This is a genomic window from Paraflavitalea sp. CAU 1676, from assembly GCF_029223285.1.
Lineage (GTDB): Bacteria > Bacteroidota > Bacteroidia > Chitinophagales > Chitinophagaceae > Paraflavitalea.
Genome location: NZ_JARHUJ010000004.1, coordinates 578,034 through 595,091, shown reverse-complemented (window position 1 = coordinate 595,091; position 17,058 = coordinate 578,034). Strand labels below are relative to the sequence as shown.

Below are 17,058 nucleotides of genomic sequence, written 5' to 3'. Positions count from 1 at the left end.
AATAACTTTTAAAAACCTACAATTATGGCCGACATCAAAAGGCGTTCCCTGATCCTACTGAATGGCAAAGAGCTAAAACTTTTCGGCAACAGTATTGCCATCAACAAAAGTTTTCAAATTGGAGAGGGTGGCACACCCAATATTCTTTCCTTCACCGAACTGCCCTCCGAAAAAACAAAACCGGAGAAGCCAAAAGAACCTGCTGCAGAAGGGAGCGAACCCCAAAAGAAGGAACCTTCAAGGAAATCACGGATCACCATCTTCAATCCGTACAACTTGACGGAGGAAGAGCTATTTGAAGTTGCAGATTTTCAAATTAGGATTTGGGTAGAGTTCAAAGATAGCCTCCGCAGAAATGGCTTAACACACAAATTGTTTAACAGCGATACTAACGGATAACCGAAAGTTCACCTCCGGTTAAATTGCCAATCTGCCAGAAAGTCCGCTCGGCTTTTTAGAAGGTGCAGCCTAAAGTATTAACCCGCATCCCGCAAGGTAGGCCCTTTCCACACACCTGAAACAGCATGCAACGTGGTAGCCAGAGCGCTCCACGGATGCCGCGATACTGATCGCCGGTGTGGTACCGCTTTGCCCATAGGGTAAGCGGCAACATAAGCGCCTTGTAGGGGGTGTAAAGGCTATGAAGCCATTACAGGCTACCTGCTGGTGGGTAGGAGCGTTTTTCGAAGTTGGAGTAGCCAGCTATGTTTTGGTAATACCAAAACTGCTGGCCCCTCATGCTAGCGCATTCGGGGTGATTTTTCTCATGCTATCGCATTCAAAAAATCAAAGACATGGAACCACAAAAACAGGCCGGTAAAGGCAAGGGCGGACGCCCTCTGAAAGACAGCCGGAAGCGAAAAACGAAGATCATCACCTTCAAATGCTCGACCTATGAAAAGCAGTTGATACAGGGAAAGGCGAAGGCATCGAGCTGTTCGGTGTCCAAGTTCCTGGTAACAATTGCCATGAATAGACAGGTTGACAGTCCGGCAACTAGGCAATTGAGGGTACCGCAAAGTATGCTCTTGGAATTAAACGGCCACCTTGGTCCTATCGGAAATAACCTGAACCAACTTGTAAGGTACTGGCATACCAGGGCGCACGTGTTCACTTCCGAAGACCGTAAACGGGTCCATGACCTCATCGAAAGTCTTTGGAAGATCATTAAACAACTTCAAGATTACCTGCAATGATCGGTCGCTCCAAAGTCGGCAAAGGGTTCTACGGTTGCATCAGCTACAACCTGAATGATAAACGGGAGTTATCTGATGAGGATAAGCTACGGATAGCCCAGGATGATGGTCTGCAGCATAAGGACCGGGCCGAGGTGCTGTATTATAATAGGTGTTACGGCAACGCCGCGCAACTTTCAAAAGAATGCAATCGGGTCGTTAAGCAAAACGACCGGGTAGTAAATCCTGTCTTCCACTTTTCATTGCGCCTGGCTCCCGGCGATAGTCTTTCCAAAGAACAGTGGGTTGATATTGCCCAGAAGCTGGCCCGCGAATTCAACTTTCAGGATAACCAGTACATGGTGATCCTGCATAAAGACACCCCGGAACAGCATATTCATATTGTCGCTAACCGGGTCGGCTTTTACGGCAAGGTGGCCAGCGACAGGAACAATTACAGGAGAACAGCCGAATTCTGCCGGCGAATAGAAAAGGAATACCGGTTGACCGAAGTGCAAAGCCCCCGACAGTTCCAGACCCAGGAACAACGACAGCAGCAGCGACATGATTCGCGGAAAGAAAGATTGCGGGTAGACATCGCCCAAACCCTCTCGCGCCATTCTACCTACCAGGGATTTGAACAGGGGATGAAAGACCTAGGCTACCAAGTATTGAAAGGTCGAGGAATCTCCTTCATCGATGATAAGAAAGTCATGACAAAAGGCAGTGAGGTTGGGTTCTCCCTCGCGACCATCGAGAAAGTACTTTGTCTTAATTCCCAGCGATTCGAAAAGTTGGCCGAACTAGAACGGCTGCAGAAGCAGGCTTCTGCCGAACCAGAAATGCCAAGACCCGTGACCGCTACCGAGCAGCTACTCGCACGAGCAAGGCAGGAGCACCGGCACAAATCCTCACCAGCTTATATGGTAAGCCAGCAGATAGACGCGCTAACCAAGACGGTAGGTAACCTGCTGCAAGGTTTGGTTGAGCCGGTGTACGCCTCTCAGTCTATCGATCCGGAATTTCACTTCAAACAGAAAAAGAAGAAGAAACAGTCACAACGTCCTTCATAAATCATTTATACGAAAAATTATGAGTACAAAAGATCAAGAACAAACCAAGATTGATAACCTGGAATTATTACTTTCTCAGGTCATCGAACAGCAGGAAATGATTTCAGGTGCCTTGGCCAATGTGGCAGACAAAGTAGGACAGCTACATCAAGAGATTGCTACCTTTAAAAATCGTGTGGAAGGAATCAAGGTGGAGATGCCGCCCGTCGATCTGGCGCCCGTAAAAGCAGAGGTCAACCGTGGTATTTATAAGGTGATACATGCAATCATCCAGAAACCACAAGCCGTCGTCCGAAAATTCGAAATCCTGTTATTCCCTCCCCAGGATGCGAAACTGTTCTATAAGATTGTTTTCGGGCGGTGGCTGATGTGGTTAGCGATTGTCGTCGGGGTCATGTACCTGTATCAGTATGTTGTTCATTGGCAAAACAGTCAAACCACTTTGGAAATACTCAGGCTCGAAAAAGGTCCCATCATTAAGGGCTGGCATAACCTGTACAACAGTTCTGGCAAAAACCTTCGGCAAAAAATGGATTCTATCCTGCTAAGTGCAATCAAAAAACCCGGCGGCATTTTACCAGAAACTTCTAATTCTACCGATAGATAGAGAGCTATACCGCCCGAAGCTCCATAAACTTTACCGGTCAGAGCGACCCAGGTTCATTCTTGTGTTGAAGCGGTAAGTTATTTGCCTAATTCTTTAAGAGCTTCACGAACTTGCTGATATTCGAATTTCAAGCTTTTGGTTCGTCGAATTACAAATTGTAACAACTTGTCAATATGTTGCGCCTTGGAAATACATTCTTCTTCCGACAATTGGTGGATCCCTTCGGATGTTTGTTGATAAAGAATCTTGAGTGGATTTTGTCCCATGTCTCTCAGAGATATTGGCAATAGTGGATAAATGCAATCTATTAAATTTGTCATGTTATGGTCTCTGTTGAACTTTTCATTTGCATCCTTTACTTTGAGCGCATTTTCGTAGTCAAGCTCTGAAATATCCGCGACTATATGTTTTATTTCATTTTCAACAATTCGGCGTAGATAGGCAAACGCCCCGATTCCATAGCCATGTGAAAGGCTGGACAACGCCTTCCCATAAAGATCTTTATCTGTTTCTGTCAAATAATTATACACATCATTGTCGGGTCTTCTCTGAATGGCGGGAAGTTGACCTGCTTTTCTGATATAAACCTTTGGCCATTCACCGCTCACTCCGCGAGGTTTTAAGGTAAAGGCATCGAGCATAAAATCGATCGGAAAATTGCAGAACTGGCAATAGCTTCGAATTCGGAAAGGGAAAGAAAATGTGCCATCTTTGCGAAAATAGTTATTGTCATAGTTTGCATTGGCAAACAAAAATTGTTGCCCATAGTTTTTCTGCAATTTAAAAGTGTGATACTCCTTATCATTGGGGCAATACGTTTTAAATGCCTTTTCCGAAAGGAAAGTAAATAATTCCCACTTGAGGTCTAAATTTGGATCTTCAAACAATTCAACCTTCGAATAAAGAGGCGCATCTGCTAGAAATACAGCGAAGTCGGTTTCTGAGATATACATATTAACACTTTCAGACTTAAATTTAGCGTCTTTCTACTAAATCTGTTTCGCACCACCCAAAACTCGACGAATAACGTTTTCGCCCTTTTGTTGACAATTATTTTGTCGAAACAAAGAGGTCGCGAATATCAACATCTAAAAAACGTGCAATTTCCAGGAAAGTATAGACGTCGGGTTGAATTTTATTAGTAACCCAGTTAGAGACCGTAGATTGGGCCACACCAAAATGCGCACGTAAATCCTCGCTGGTTTTGTTGCAATCTGCCAAAACTGCTTTAATTCGATTGATGCTAACTTGTTTATTTGTCCTTTTTTGCTTAGCCATACAGTTTATTCCGAATTAAAGAACGGAAAAAACTTCAAGAAATTGAAAATCATGCAATTGTATAGCGTGACAGAATATTAATATAGCATATCGCGATATATTGATATTCTTTCGTATCTTCAAATAGAAATTTACAGTCATGCCTTCATGTTATGATGATAGTTGAAAATTGATACACTATTTTTGCGAACACATAAGATATTGAAGCGTGTTTGCTTTATTCTCGTCTCGAACTGCGACATTCAAGATCCCGAGAAGTAAGGTAAATCGCTCACGCTATTGCGTGGGCGTTCTTATTCGGGATAGGGTGTCGCAGCCCTCGAGACGGTAAGGACCAACCCACGCAATTTTCTTTGTTGGCCCTTACGTGCAATTTTATCCATCCACAAAAATTGCGACGTATGTGCAACCTTATCGACTCAACCGGCGACAAAGACCACAAGCCCGCACTACCTCAATTTGATTTTCCCGCTATCGCGAACGGTGACCGCAGGGCCTATGCTAGCTATTGCGACTACTTCTACAACCCCACCTTTTCTATCATAGCCCGCTTTTCTGGCTTACAAGACCTAGACATTCTTTGCCTCCTTACGGAATCGGTATTTCTCCAACTCTGGGGTAGCCGGGACGATTTCCTTCAATACAATAGTGGCTGGTTATTCCGAACAACTATGCAGGTTACGATCCGCTATTTAAAAGAGCGCGGTCACCATGACCGTGTACAGAAAGTATTAGAAGTAATTGGTGAGGAACACATTTCCCACGCCATTGAAAAACGTAAAAACAATTACCATGAAACCGGAAATCCTTGATATATCTAACCAGCCTTGGCGACTTTCAAAGGAGGAGCAAAAAGATCCACAGGCCGTGCTAAGCGAGTTTTTCATTAACTATCACCTGAATGATTTGCGGGAAGTATTGTGGGAATGGCTATGCTCTGGTCTATGCCATGACGAAAGCTGGTTCCAGGAAGGCTTGCATCGCAGTAATCTGATTTTCCTGTATGAGAACCTCGAAAAGCTGGCCGAAGCCTCCTATCTACTTTACCGAAAATCGGTGCAGAAAGATCAATCCAAACGAAAATCTAAAATCAATAAAAAGAACAGCCATGTCAGTAAAAGGAAAAAATCAACTCATTAAAGCGCCGGCAAACATTTTGCCGTCCGTTTCACTGCCTGCTAAGGCAAAGAAGGTAAAACTTGAAAAGGTACAAGGACTTCAAGTGCCCTTGTTAGAGCTAATATACAAAGCGGATGCCGACCGCTCAAAGCGGGCTACTATCAGCAACTCCGTGGATGCCTTCGAAATCTTCATGGTGCAATGGGACTGGAATAAGATCGAGCTCGTGAAGCAGCTCAAGATCCTGCTATTAACCAACGCCAATAAGGTCTTAGGGATTTCGGAAGTTGCTACCGGGTGTATGGACAAGGCGCTTTTCGACCCAAAGTTTATTTTTTCGGCTGCCTTGCTGTCGGGTGCGGGAAAGATCATTTTAGGTAATAATAACACAAGCGGCAATGTAAAGCCTTCCCGTGAAGATTTTAATGCTACCAGGTCTTTAGTCCTTTCCGGTCGGCTGATCGGAATTGAAGTGGTGGATCACCTGATTTTCTCGAAAGAGGCGTGCTTCTCTTTCGCCGACAATGGGCTTATGCAAACTGATTTCCTGAGTATAAAGTGGCCATTATGATCATGCAAGGCAACATTCTAATTATGAGCCGAGCACCTTAAAGTCGAGCACCCGATAGCGGCCTCTTCATTACTTCAATGTATAGAATACTGCATGGCGACATTGAATGTAATGGTTACCGGATACAAGATGTCTGCGCACAATGTCAATGAGCTTCACAGATTCGCAACAGATTTTCTTCCCGAAGTGTTCACCTTCATGGCACATCATGATCGCCAGCGGCGAATAAACAGAACTGCTTGCGTTGATAGCGGAATTGCAAAACTAAATAAGATGTGAGTAGATTGCTAGTAATGTGTTTAATGGGAAGCATTAATAGTTTTACGTGCTAGGATTGTTGAACATATCCCAATTCATGAAGCATCCAATTATCGCCGTGGTTATACATTGCAACGTTAAATCGATGAATATCAGCATTAACTGTTTCCACTGAAACGATCCTACGTATGATCACATTTTCAGATTCACTTGCCTTTTCGATTTGATATTCGTCAACGAATTTTTCCTCTATTTGTTCAATGTTGAGGCCAAACCCTGCCAACAAAAAGCGAGCATTAAAATATTTTAGGGAAAAAACTAAATCTTTAAAGTTTGGAGAATTTCCATAAATCATAGAACGCTGCATCTCCTTATAATCGCTTTCAAAGTCTTGTAGCAATTCTGGCGTCGGCACAAATCGGAGAGTTCTGTTCATCAGCTGATCATAGTCAATGCCATTTATCCTTACATAATGTTTACGATGTTGTAATAACTGTTGAAAAAGGGGAGTATCCTCCAATACTGCCTTTCCAGCTGCTGTTCCAATCAATGAAACTATATCATACAGGTGCCTCGACTGCCGATCTCCACGCGCTGCTTGGGGATATCCCTGAGTGAATTTTTCATGCAAGAGAAACATTTTCTCTAACAGCGTTTTCATGGGATCTACTACCGAAACTTCAAACGGTTCCTCCTGGTAAGCTGGGTTGGGGTAAACATCACCAAGGATTGATTTTATCTGAATGACGCTAAATGGATCCTTAAGCGACCGAACACCGAATTCGATCCTCACCTCATCCGCAAGGTATGGATCACTCCCTAGCACAGTTTGATAACGAATAAATAGAGTTTGAGGATCTTTGTCCGGCCTGTCTGCTTCTATGGCCTCTGCAACTATACTAATTTCCGATTTGGGCACGCCAAGTTCTATAAACGCATTTTCAAGGGCCTGCTTTAATTCCGTGCTTGTGAATTTACACCCTTCTCTTTTCAGTTTCTTTACATAACTGTGGCTTGGTGTAGTCTTATAAGTCATGCCGAATGCCTGCGGCTCAAGTGCTATATCTACATCTTCCGAAAAACGCTCAATTAACTTCCATCCCTTGCTAAGCGATGTGCCTCCCTTAAATATGCAGTACTGTGCGTACGGCGTAGTGAATAGTGCTTTTAGAGATAGTGTTACCCACCAGTCCTTTTCGATTGCTTTTTCTCTGATGCCACTAATCAGAGCAGCTTGAGCAAGTAGATTGCGCCTAAGCCTCTGAGATAATGTTAAATATTGTGTCATCGAGTTCGGTTATAATTTTTGAAATATAGTTATATACTTTTGCAGGTGCCAGTTTAAGGTCGTTATAAAATTGATCTCTGCTAATTTGAATTAGATACCTAATCCTTTTTTCCTGGTCTGGTTCGAGATTGTCTAGGTCGAGCTCTTCAAGGGCAAGTATCAAAGAGCCGCTGATAGTTCCTGATAAAGCCATTTTTTTTGGAGTAGAGGCCTTAAATTCTATAGACATCTTTCCCACTCTAATTTTGCGTGGATGTCCGTCCGTTAAATAAGTAAGCTTTGTCGGTACTTGTGTGCTAAGGCCAAGCTTATTAAGAGCAAAAGATCCAGTGGGACGAATCCGCACCTTCTCCTTTTCCGCAAGCTGCTCAGCAATTGCTTCAGGTGACGGCAACATTTCGCCCAATTGTGTATGAAACATAGGCTTGTAGTATATACCATGTGCTATTCTCTTTAGCTCCCCGCTTTTTACTAGCCTTGACAATGACATCTTGATCGCATCTTGCGAACCTCGCCCCCTAAAATCTGCTGGCACTAATATTTGGCCTGGGTAAAATGCTGATAAATAACGTCTTATATTTTCATGAACAGAATCCATGTTACAAATTTATCCAAAAATGTAACAAAATGTGTTACATTTTTAAGCATAAAGGTAACAGGCGGCTTTATTTTAAGATCACAAATTGTGATCTTAAAAGTTTTTTTAATGCGACGATATCCAATACTACTGTCTTAAGATTGCGGCCCTCAAGTCACCATTTCGACCCTTCTCCACCTTTTCCTTAATTAACTTCATATCATCCCTGGCCAGCCATAATTCCTTGATCCTGTTGGCGGCTTCTTCCGGTGTAATCCGGATATACTTATAGAAATCCTTAGTTCGCTTGTGGCCGCTGATCTTCATGATCAATTCTACAGGAGTACCCGCAAGAAATTCATTTGTACAAAAGGATCGTCTGGCAGTGTGTGAAGTGATCCAATCATACTTAGCCCTGGTCACAACTACATTTTGATTTCCCCTTTTGTAAGAGAACTTAACCAGCCGGGTAATACCAGCCAACCTTCCAATAGTTTTTATATGACGGTTGAATTCTGGATTCGTGAGTGCAGGTATCCGATCCCGGAATTGCCGCGTGAAGATTTGCTTGGCTTCTTCACGAAGCGGAATAATCACCCAGTGGTCAGACTTCTCCTGCTTTTTATACAACATATCACGCTGCAGATCTTCCGGCTTCAGGGTGGAGAAGTCAGAGAAGCGCAGACCAGTCAAGCATGCTAATACAAATAGGTCACGATATTCTACCAGGTGTGGTTGGTCAGACAAATCTGTTTGATAGATTGTCCCAATTTCTTCGTGGGTAAGGTAAATAGCGTCGCTATCCTCTTCGGGGATTTTGAAATCAGTCAGATCGATAGGAGCACTAATCTTTCTTTTCACCCGGTCCTTTATAAAACCTCTAAGGTGCTTAATAGTCTTACCAATAGTATTTAGCTTGAGGCCGGTTATTTCAGTTTGCCGGCGCATGTGCACGTGCTCGAAAGTCAGATAGTCGACAAAATCTTCGTAGAAGCTAAAATCAAGACAACCGAACGTGATCTTCTTTTGCCTGTATTCCTGGAATGCCAATAGGTGCGACTTCACATTTCCATATACGGTAAGCGTAGCCTTTCCGACTTTCCGTTGCTTGCTTTTTATGTATTCATCAAACTGGAAATAGATATCCAGTTTCGAGCGCTTTGCCTCGACTTCTCTTTTTGCAGCTTCGCTAATACGTTCTTCTACTGTGACGGCATGCATGTCGGGGTGAAAGGTCTTTTTTACAAACTCGCCCTTGTTATCCATTTTTGTTTGGATAGCATGGGTCGCAAGGCTCTCAACAACGCGCAGTTGTCGCCAAAGTTCTTTGTTCAAAGAGTCAGCATTTCCAAATTCTACAGGGAGTTTGTTTGAAATGGAACCTTGAGCTTTGTTCCAATAGAGAGGAGGGATTTTGATACCCGTATGCAGTAAAGTCTTATGGTCTGCATCGTAACAGTATTGAATAAATACTGTCGTAGTACCGTCGCCGTTCAGCTTGTTTTTACGGCAAATGAGCTTGATCGGTAGCTTCATAATCCTGACATTTTAAGATTCGAAACCTTGGTCGAGTTTTGGTCGAGTTCAGGTCGAGTTTTTAAATTGTCAAGCTGAAATAAAGGTAGGAAGAATGTGATGCCGATCTTGTTGCTAAAAACTGAAAATCAACCTACTGAAAGTAAGGATGGATAAAAACAAAAAAGGTTCATCATTGCTGATGAACCTTCGATGCGGACCGGACGGGACTCGAACCCGCGACCTCCGCCGTGACAGGGCGGCATTCTAACCGACTGAACTACCGATCCAATATTTTGTGCGATTTTATCGCTAAAGAACTTCTTTTTTTGTGCTGTTCCAGGTCTTACCCCTTTTCAGCTTCCCAAACCCGCAACTCTTTCTCTTTCAACCTTTTCTCGCTACCGTTCCGTCGTTTTTGGGATGGCAAAGATAGGAGTTTTTTGATTCGGCCCAACAAAATTTCAAGAATTTTAAAAAAAATCTTGACGGCCAAAAATCCATCGATACAAAGTGCCTGGCGACATCTGCCAGCCCGGCCATTTTTTGCTCCCCGTTCGACCTCCTCGAAACAAAATTCACCCTACTTCGACTCCTCGAATTTCAATGCATATTCTTTTTTCAGTTTGTCGTAGGTCTTCCGCAAGGCGTCGATCTGCCCGGCATACGCATGCAGATTCTCCTTTCCTCCAAAAGCCGCCTGCGCGTGCGGTGTGATCTGCTGTAACTGCTCTACCCAAGTTTGCCACGACGGCAATCCCGACAACCTACCCCCATATAACGAATCCAGTTTCTTAACCATGTATACTTCCGCCCTACTCTCCACCATCAAGCTGTTGTTCTGTTTATCAACCACAAAAATGGCAAACGGTGCAATCATATCCTGACTGATCTCCTTATTCTGCGTATGACGGTCGCCAAACCAGGCCCTCCCTTTCAACCACTGCTCGTAGCCGAACAAATTCATGGTTGGGTCGACAGGGATCCACTCCCCCATTTTTTCGTCATATACTTCTATCCATCGATGGTCGTTGTGTTGATAACCGAATACCGACATCCGGTTTCCACGTTCTGCGATCTTCCGGGTAGCTGTTTCTTCTCTCGAAGACTTCGGCACATGCAAATTGATCTCTGCAACAGGCCGTAGCGGTAAGGACAACTCGCCAGCCAATGCCATGTACACTTTGGCCAGTTCAAAGCAGTTACCGCCCTTAAGCACAATGATCTCCTTGGCGGTACGCGATTGGTAGTCGGTCGCAGTCCATTCGAAGTTGGCACTTAGCCAATGAAGCAGGATCCTGGCTTTTTCAAAAGGAGAACTCTCTTCTCCCACGATGCCTTGGGCAAATGTTTTGAGCTTGAGTTGGGCAGTATCCTGCTGACCAATTGAACATAAGGAGGCCAGGCAAAAAAATGTTATGATGATCGCTTTCATCCATCCAGTATTTATTACTCTAATGACAACAGCACTTTCCGGATGTATGCATCCCGGCGAAAAACAACCTATCAATCCTCCAATTTGACCACTTAGTCATCATTTTAGTGTGCCGGGGTGTAACAACGACGCTATTCCGCCATACAACGTACGGCTCCGGCAACTTCAAAACCATTAACTGGAATCTAATCAAAACAATCGCAGCTGCTGTACAGGCGGTTGCGCAGGAAATGCAGATACTGGCCGGGGTTCCACCGGCCTTTTTATATCGTTCAGTAATTCGCCAGTGGATTGAATATGATACACTGCAGTTTCTGCAAAACGGGACGCCACCACGATGGAAGTATCTTCGCGATGTGCATCGAAAAGATCCTGTACCAATTGGGGGTTGTTGTTGTCTTTAGAAAGATGCGCCAGCAACAGGTGGCTCATGAATGCCGGTCGGTGTGTTTTGAACAGATCCAGCGCCTGCGCATTCGACAAATGGCCATTGCCTCCGCGAATACGATTCTTCAAGGAGGCTGGATACCGACCTTTCATCAACATCTCCTCGTCGTAGTTGGTTTCCAGAAACGCAGCATGACATTGCCTGAAATGATTGATCAAATGCGCGCAGGGTTTACCGATATCAGTAAATATTCCAACCCTGACAGAATCGGAGGCCACTACAAAACTGTGCGGGTCGTAAGCATCATGAAATTTTGGAAATCCGGTGATCGACAGGCCGCCGATCTTTACCGCTTCATAAGCCTGGAACGCCTTCACCTGATCTTGTGCCAGTTCCATCCCACCGTGCTTTAATGTGCGATCGGTAATGTATACGGGTATTTTATATTTACGCGCCAGCACCGGAATACCGGCAATATGATCCGAATGCTCGTGCGACACAAAGATGGCTTTCACCTTCTCCATCGTCAAGCCGAGCCTTTGCATGCGCCGCTCCGTTTCCCGGCATGAGATGCCCGCATCTATAAATATCGCCTCCTCATCGTTGCCGATGTAGTAGCAATTGCCATTGCTGCCGGAATTGAGGGAGGTGATATATAACGACATAAGCGCTGCAAATTAACAACTATTCCCATCAATCTCCACCGGGCCGCCACAAGTAGCATTCAATCGGCCACGCATCACCCTGCAAATGACACCGTTCTATTAAAAAATGAGCATTATTTGATTAATGGCAAGTCCTAACCTGTCCATTTTCCTATATTTAGACCTTCATTTTCAACTAAAATCTACATTTCATCATGATGTTGCACTCTAAAAGGTTTCTTACTGGTTGCCTCCTGGTTGCGGGACTGCAGGCTGCCGCCCAAACCACTTCCGTGTACGATCAGCACGAAGCATTTGCTCCCTTCTTTTATCCATCTTATGGAGATGAAGTGAGAACTGCCGATGGCACACCCGGTCCTAAATACTGGCAAAACAGGGCCGACTATAAGATCGATGCTTCTATCAACGACGCACAACACCAGGTAGCCGGTTCCGTGCAGATCACTTATACCAACAACAGCCCACAGGCGCTGTCCTTCCTCTGGCTGCAATTGGATCAAAATATCTATAGCCTGCAATCTAGAGGCGTAGCGGCAACAGCGGTATCGGGTGGTCGCTGGGCCAACCGCAACGCATTCGATGGTGGTTATACTATCAAATCGGTTACCCTCATCGAAAATGGTAAGTCCAGCAACGTACCATATGAAGTGGTTGACACCCGCATGAAGATCAACCTGCCCCAGGCCGTTAAAGGCAACGGTGGTAGCACACAGGTAAAGATTACCTACGAGTTCATCGTGCCTGAATACGGCACCGACCGCACCGGACGCCTGAACACCAAGAACGGGTGGATCTATGAGATCGCCCAATGGTTTCCCCGCCTGTGCGTATATGACAATGTACAAGGATGGAATACCCTGCCCTACCTCGGACAAGGCGAATTCTATCTCGAATATGGCGATGTTACTTACAACATCACTGCACCTTCCAACCATATCGTAGTAGGTTCCGGCGAATTGCTCAACCCGCAGGAAGTACTCACCGCCGATCAGCTCAAACGTTGGAACGCTGCCAAGAACAGCGACAAAACAGTTATACTGCGTAGCGCCGACGAGGTCACCAATCCCGCTACCCGCCCTTCCGGCAGCAAGTCGCTTACCTGGAAATTCAAGTGTATCAATACACGCGACGTTGCCTGGGCCAGCTCTACTTCATTTGTATGGGATGCAGCCCGCATCAACCTGCCTGGCGGCAAGAAATCGCTCGCTATGAGTGCCTACCCTGCTGAAGCAGCTACCGATTCTGCCTGGGGCCGTTCCACTGAATATGTAAAAGGCGCCATCGAGTTCTATTCCGACTATTTATATCCCTACACCTACCCGGTGGCCGTTAACGTGGCTGGTATCGTAGGCGGTATGGAATACCCCGGTATCGTATTTTGCAGTGCACGTGCGAAAAGAGGTGGTTTATGGGGCGTTACTTCCCACGAGTTTGGCCACAACTGGTTCCCCATGATCGTGGGCAGCAACGAAAGAAAGTATCCCTGGATGGACGAAGGCTTCAACACCTTCATCAATACCCTCGCCGAAAAGAAATTCAACAACGGAGAGTACTATGGAAACCGTGCTATGAACGCACGCAATTTCGTGACTCCCTTCTTCGGTCCCAACTCCGAAAGCATTTCTACAGTGCCGGATGTTACCAATCCCGCCAACCTGGGCACCATCGCCTACCGCAAGCCAGGATTTGGTTTACAGCTGTTGCGTGAGAATGTACTTGGCGAAGCACGCTTCGACAGCGCCTTCCGTTACTATGTAACCAAATGGGCTTTCAAACATCCCACTCCCTACGATTTCTTCCATTGCATCGAGAACCATGCCGGTGAAACGCTTGACTGGTTCTGGAGAGGCTGGTACCTCAACAACTGGAAAATAGATCAAGGCGTTGTGGATGTTGCCTATGTACAGGACGATGCCACCAAGGGCAGCATTATCACTGTGGGTAACTTCGAAAAACTGCCCATGCCGATCGTAGTAGAAGTTATTGAAGAGAATGGAAAGAAAGACAGGGTAAAACTGCCTGTAGAAATATGGCAGCATGGCAGCGAATGGAAGTTTGCTTATAAGTCAACCTCTAAAGTGACCAAGGTGACTGTCGATCCCGACAACACCCTGCCCGATGTCAACAACAAAAACAACAACTGGCCTTTGCAGGGTTTCTAATCCTGATTGGGTCAACAATAAAGCGGGGCGTGCCGGTTACCGGCACGCCCCGCTGCTTTTAGTACCACACTACTTTCTGAAATACCGGTTCATGAACAGCAGTTGATATTCTACTGCATTCTCCCAATACTCCCAGTTATGGGCACCTGGTCTGCTGATAAAATCGTGATTGATATTCCTTTCCCGCAGCTTTTCGTGCAGGTTCACATTCACCTTGTAAAAGAAATCGCCTGTACCGCAATCGATGATCAGCGCCAGTGCATTGTTCACCAGCAAATGGGTTAGGTTGATCACGCTGTTCTTCTCCCATTGTTCCGGATTGTCTTTGTAAGTCCCGATGCGCTTTGAAATATCCCAGTTCATGGGAAACGGACGCAGGTCTACGCCGCCACTCATACTGCCTGCCGCTCCATACACCTCCTGGTGGCGGAAGGCCAGGTACAAAGCTCCATGTCCGCCCATACTCAATCCTGTTATAGCGCGCCCTTTGGGCCCCTTCACCGTACTGTAATGCTCATCAATCCAGTTCACCAGCTCTTTTGAAACATAGGTTTCATATTGCCAGCTCTTATCGAGCGGGCTATCAAAATACCAACTGGAGAAATTTCCGTCCGGACATACGATCATGATATCGAGCTGGTCGCACAGGGTTGGTAGGCGCTTCACCTTTGAGATCCAGTCGGCATAATTGCCGCTATGCCCATGCAGTAGATATACCACCGGGTAGGTTTTGCTTTTATCATAAGAGGTTGGCCTGATCACCACCGCCCGGATATCCTTTTTCATCGAGGCACTATGGGTGGTAACCGTATCTACCGTGCCGGCAAATACGCCCAGCACCATCAATAACAACAAACAGGTAAAAGCAATCTTGTTGTACATAACGTTAAAAAAAATCATTTGATAAGATAATAAGTACAGTTTGTAAATATAACTACTTCCGTACCACAGCCCTGCGCTCTCCTCCACCCCTGCCGGAAAAAAATATTTGGCCGGATCACCCTTTATTCTACATTTGTAGAACAATATCTAAAAACGTAGAGCATGCAACTTACCAAAGCCGAAGAGCAGATCATGGAGTACCTGTGGCAGTTGGACAAAGCCTTCCTCAAAGACCTGCTGGATTGTTTTCCTGAACCTAAACCTGCCACGACTACAGTCGTTACTCTGCTTAAGCGCATGCAGGAGAAAGGGTTTGCAGACCACAAGGTTTACGGCAATTCCCGCCAGTATTTTCCCAAAGTGAAGAAGACCGACTATTTCGCCAAACACGTAAACGGGATGATCAGGAACTACTTCAATGATTCTGCCCTGCAGTTTGCCAGCTTCTTCACCAAATCGACCAAGCTCACCACTAAAGAGTTGGAGGAACTGAGAAACCTTATCGACCAGGAAATTGAAAAAAAGAAAAAATGATCACCTACATCATTCGCTCCACAACCTGTGCCCTCCTGTTCTTGCTGGTCTACAGGATCCTGCTGCAGCGTGAAAAAATGTATGTCTTCAACAGGGTTTATCTGTTAGCCAGTCTATTGACTTCGCTGATCATTCCCTTATTCACTTTCAGCATTACGGCCGATACACCGGCACCGGTAGAAAGCCTGTACCTGCCTTCCAATATCTTTGAACCACCTGCCACGTCAACGCCCCCGCAAGCGGCAACGACCGCGCCCTTGTCACAAAGCACACTGTTCACCTGGACGAACCTCTTCATTGCACTCTATACACTCGTTGCACTGATATTATTTATCCGCTTCCTGCGCAATCTTTTCCTCCTTCAACGAATTGCCAGCCGCAATCAACAAAGTTTTTACCAGGGAGCGCGGCTTATATTGCTCGACTCCGATACACCAGCTTACTCATTTCTGGGCAGCATATTCATGAGTAAAGGCGACTACGATGATCCAGGCGCACGTGATGCACTGCTTACCCATGAGCTATTGCACGTACGCCAAAAACATTCCTGGGACATTTTACTGATTGAGATCCTAAGGGTAGTATACTGGTTCAACCCACTACTGCCTTTCTATAAAAAAGCCATGCAATTCAATCATGAGTTACTGGCAGACAATTCTGTCATTACCAAGCTCGGCAACGTGCGCAGCTACCAACACCTGTTATTGGAAAAATTAGAAATGCAAGGCCGTGTACCGCTCGCCAGCAGCTTCAATTATCTGATCACCAAAAAACGATTGACCATGATGACCACCACCCCCAACATGAAACGGATCATTTTACTGCAGTTAGCATCGCTGCCCGTACTGCTTGTCTCCATCACCCTGTTTAGCGACCGGACCTATGCGCAGGCACCCCAAAAGGCATCACCGCAGGAACAAACTGTAGCCTGGACAAAAACATACGATGCCAAAGGTGACACAGCGCCCAGGATCGTCAAATATGTATGGAGTAATAATGTACCGCCTCCGGGTCCCGGCGCTTCGGTGGAACAACTGGAGCAATTTGAAAAGCTATTCGGCAAAGATGCCATCGATGGCACCCAGCGCAAAAGCAGCAAGTTGAGCCAGGAAGAAGTAGCCACTATCAAATCGATCTATAGCGCCATGAACCAGGATCAACGCGCTTCTTATCCGCCCCTGATCTTCACGAAACCACCCGGCCCCAAAACGCCCACTGCCAGCCAGCTGCAAAGCTGGACGGATGCTAAAACCTACGGTCTATGGATCGATGGCAAACGGGTTAATAATGAAGTATTGGCCCGGCACGAGCCAGGAGACTTCGCCTACTTCAGCTCCAGCAAGCTCGCCAAAAATGCTGTAAACTATGGTAAGCACTACGTACAGGTAGACCTTTACACACAGGAACATTACAAGAATGTATTTGGCAAAAACCCCGAAATGTTGATCATATTACAGACCAGAGCAGCGAAAAACGTCCCGTCAACTAAATGATATTATTCATTATCAGCTCATTACACGTTTGTAAAGCA

Annotated in this window: 18 protein-coding genes and 1 tRNA gene; 10 read left to right on the top strand and 9 right to left on the bottom strand. The window is 45.5% G+C overall.

The features are described from left to right. Positions 1-24: 24 nt before the first annotated feature. The 4 genes from P2H89_RS15420 to P2H89_RS15405 all read left to right on the top strand — a co-directional run bounded on the left by P2H89_RS15420 (position 25) and on the right by P2H89_RS15405 (position 2,855). Complete coding sequence (locus tag P2H89_RS15420) at positions 25-399, top strand: hypothetical protein (RefSeq protein ID WP_275828328.1); 375 nt, start codon at positions 25-27, stop codon at positions 397-399. A 395-nt stretch (positions 400-794) separates the two neighbouring features. Then, on the top strand, positions 795-1,196 hold the full coding sequence (mobC, locus tag P2H89_RS15415; protein ID WP_275828326.1) for a plasmid mobilization relaxosome protein MobC: 402 nt from the start codon (positions 795-797) through the stop codon (positions 1,194-1,196). Continuing rightward, the gene (locus P2H89_RS15410; protein ID WP_275828324.1) at positions 1,193-2,248 is read left to right on the top strand and encodes a relaxase/mobilization nuclease domain-containing protein; all 1,056 of its coding nucleotides are present in this window, start codon (positions 1,193-1,195) and stop codon (positions 2,246-2,248) included. The genes mobC and P2H89_RS15410 overlap by 4 nt, the downstream gene beginning before the upstream one ends. Before the next feature lie 19 nt (positions 2,249-2,267). Further along, a complete protein-coding gene (locus P2H89_RS15405) occupies positions 2,268-2,855 on the top strand; it encodes a hypothetical protein (protein ID WP_275828322.1) in 588 nt (195 codons plus the stop codon). A gap of 77 nt (positions 2,856-2,932) precedes the next feature. Here the strand turns inward: P2H89_RS15405 and P2H89_RS15400 are convergent, their stop codons facing one another. Then, positions 2,933-3,808: a hypothetical protein gene (locus P2H89_RS15400; RefSeq protein ID WP_275828320.1), complete on the bottom strand. Its 876-nt coding sequence runs from the start codon at positions 3,806-3,808 to the stop codon at positions 2,933-2,935. Positions 3,809-3,905: 97 nt separating this feature from the next. After that, positions 3,906-4,133, bottom strand: coding sequence for a helix-turn-helix transcriptional regulator (locus P2H89_RS15395; protein ID WP_275828318.1), 228 nt, complete (start codon positions 4,131-4,133; stop codon positions 3,906-3,908). A gap of 401 nt (positions 4,134-4,534) precedes the next feature. On the opposite strand from P2H89_RS15395, the gene P2H89_RS15390 reads away from it, so the two are divergent. The 3 genes from P2H89_RS15390 to P2H89_RS15380 are packed head-to-tail and all read left to right on the top strand — an operon-like array spanning position 4,535 to position 5,823. Continuing rightward, on the top strand, positions 4,535-4,945 hold the full coding sequence (locus tag P2H89_RS15390; protein ID WP_275828316.1) for a hypothetical protein: 411 nt from the start codon (positions 4,535-4,537) through the stop codon (positions 4,943-4,945). Next, positions 4,926-5,273, top strand: coding sequence for a hypothetical protein (locus tag P2H89_RS15385; protein WP_275828314.1), 348 nt, complete (start codon positions 4,926-4,928; stop codon positions 5,271-5,273). The genes P2H89_RS15390 and P2H89_RS15385 overlap by 20 nt, the downstream gene beginning before the upstream one ends. After that, entirely contained in the window at positions 5,242-5,823 is a 582-nt protein-coding gene (locus P2H89_RS15380) for a JAB domain-containing protein (protein WP_275828312.1), read from the top strand. Before P2H89_RS15385 ends, P2H89_RS15380 begins: the two co-directional genes overlap by 32 nt. 328 nt (positions 5,824-6,151) lie before the next feature. Here the strand turns inward: P2H89_RS15380 and P2H89_RS15375 are convergent, their stop codons facing one another. From P2H89_RS15375 to P2H89_RS15350, 6 genes are all read right to left on the bottom strand, one after another. Beyond that, on the bottom strand, positions 6,152-7,369 hold the full coding sequence (locus P2H89_RS15375) for a nucleotidyl transferase AbiEii/AbiGii toxin family protein (RefSeq protein WP_275828305.1): 1,218 nt from the start codon (positions 7,367-7,369) through the stop codon (positions 6,152-6,154). Next, positions 7,335-7,967: a DUF6088 family protein gene (locus P2H89_RS15370; protein ID WP_275828303.1), complete on the bottom strand. Its 633-nt coding sequence runs from the start codon at positions 7,965-7,967 to the stop codon at positions 7,335-7,337. Before P2H89_RS15370 ends, P2H89_RS15375 begins: the two co-directional genes overlap by 35 nt. Positions 7,968-8,093: 126 nt before the next feature. Further along, positions 8,094-9,482, bottom strand: a complete 1,389-nt coding sequence (locus P2H89_RS15365) for a site-specific integrase (protein WP_275828301.1) — start codon at positions 9,480-9,482, stop codon at positions 8,094-8,096. A gap of 195 nt (positions 9,483-9,677) precedes the next feature. Beyond that, a tRNA-Asp gene (locus tag P2H89_RS15360) sits at positions 9,678-9,751 on the bottom strand. 293 nt (positions 9,752-10,044) lie between these two features. Next, positions 10,045-10,896, bottom strand: a complete 852-nt coding sequence (locus P2H89_RS15355; protein ID WP_275828299.1) for a transglutaminase-like domain-containing protein — start codon at positions 10,894-10,896, stop codon at positions 10,045-10,047. Positions 10,897-11,085: 189 nt separating this feature from the next. Then, entirely contained in the window at positions 11,086-11,949 is an 864-nt protein-coding gene (locus tag P2H89_RS15350) for an MBL fold metallo-hydrolase (protein ID WP_275828297.1), read from the bottom strand. A 194-nt stretch (positions 11,950-12,143) separates the two neighbouring features. Between P2H89_RS15350 and P2H89_RS15345 the strand changes: the two genes are divergently transcribed. Further along, entirely contained in the window at positions 12,144-14,111 is a 1,968-nt protein-coding gene (locus P2H89_RS15345; RefSeq protein WP_275828295.1) for a M1 family metallopeptidase, read from the top strand. Positions 14,112-14,180: 69 nt separating this feature from the next. Here P2H89_RS15345 and P2H89_RS15340 read toward each other — a convergent pair whose 3' ends face one another. Continuing rightward, entirely contained in the window at positions 14,181-14,993 is an 813-nt protein-coding gene (locus tag P2H89_RS15340; protein WP_275828293.1) for an alpha/beta hydrolase family protein, read from the bottom strand. Positions 14,994-15,155: 162 nt separating this feature from the next. On the opposite strand from P2H89_RS15340, the gene P2H89_RS15335 reads away from it, so the two are divergent. Both P2H89_RS15335 and P2H89_RS15330 read left to right on the top strand, forming a co-directional pair. Next, positions 15,156-15,527 (top strand): BlaI/MecI/CopY family transcriptional regulator, encoded by a 372-nt coding sequence (locus tag P2H89_RS15335; RefSeq protein ID WP_275828291.1) that lies wholly within the window; start codon positions 15,156-15,158, stop codon positions 15,525-15,527. After that, entirely contained in the window at positions 15,524-17,020 is a 1,497-nt protein-coding gene (locus P2H89_RS15330) for a M56 family metallopeptidase (protein ID WP_275828289.1), read from the top strand. Before P2H89_RS15335 ends, P2H89_RS15330 begins: the two co-directional genes overlap by 4 nt. Positions 17,021-17,058 lie beyond the last annotated feature (38 nt).

Coding starts and splice junctions, on each gene's coding strand:
- P2H89_RS15390 (WP_275828316.1), top strand. CDS start 4,535: ATGTGCAACCTTATCGACTCAACCGGCGACAAAGACCACAAGCCCGCA.
- P2H89_RS15385 (WP_275828314.1), top strand. CDS start 4,926: ATGAAACCGGAAATCCTTGATATATCTAACCAGCCTTGGCGACTTTCA.
- P2H89_RS15370 (WP_275828303.1), bottom strand. CDS start 7,967: ATGGATTCTGTTCATGAAAATATAAGACGTTATTTATCAGCATTTTAC.
- P2H89_RS15400 (WP_275828320.1), bottom strand. CDS start 3,808: ATGTATATCTCAGAAACCGACTTCGCTGTATTTCTAGCAGATGCGCCT.
- P2H89_RS15350 (WP_275828297.1), bottom strand. CDS start 11,949: ATGTCGTTATATATCACCTCCCTCAATTCCGGCAGCAATGGCAATTGC.
- P2H89_RS15335 (WP_275828291.1), top strand. CDS start 15,156: ATGCAACTTACCAAAGCCGAAGAGCAGATCATGGAGTACCTGTGGCAG.
- P2H89_RS15330 (WP_275828289.1), top strand. CDS start 15,524: ATGATCACCTACATCATTCGCTCCACAACCTGTGCCCTCCTGTTCTTG.
- mobC (WP_275828326.1), top strand. CDS start 795: ATGGAACCACAAAAACAGGCCGGTAAAGGCAAGGGCGGACGCCCTCTG.
- P2H89_RS15395 (WP_275828318.1), bottom strand. CDS start 4,133: ATGGCTAAGCAAAAAAGGACAAATAAACAAGTTAGCATCAATCGAATT.
- P2H89_RS15405 (WP_275828322.1), top strand. CDS start 2,268: ATGAGTACAAAAGATCAAGAACAAACCAAGATTGATAACCTGGAATTA.
- P2H89_RS15420 (WP_275828328.1), top strand. CDS start 25: ATGGCCGACATCAAAAGGCGTTCCCTGATCCTACTGAATGGCAAAGAG.
- P2H89_RS15345 (WP_275828295.1), top strand. CDS start 12,144: ATGATGTTGCACTCTAAAAGGTTTCTTACTGGTTGCCTCCTGGTTGCG.
- P2H89_RS15410 (WP_275828324.1), top strand. CDS start 1,193: ATGATCGGTCGCTCCAAAGTCGGCAAAGGGTTCTACGGTTGCATCAGC.
- P2H89_RS15340 (WP_275828293.1), bottom strand. CDS start 14,993: ATGTACAACAAGATTGCTTTTACCTGTTTGTTGTTATTGATGGTGCTG.
- P2H89_RS15375 (WP_275828305.1), bottom strand. CDS start 7,369: ATGACACAATATTTAACATTATCTCAGAGGCTTAGGCGCAATCTACTT.
- P2H89_RS15355 (WP_275828299.1), bottom strand. CDS start 10,896: ATGAAAGCGATCATCATAACATTTTTTTGCCTGGCCTCCTTATGTTCA.
- P2H89_RS15365 (WP_275828301.1), bottom strand. CDS start 9,482: ATGAAGCTACCGATCAAGCTCATTTGCCGTAAAAACAAGCTGAACGGC.
- P2H89_RS15380 (WP_275828312.1), top strand. CDS start 5,242: ATGTCAGTAAAAGGAAAAAATCAACTCATTAAAGCGCCGGCAAACATT.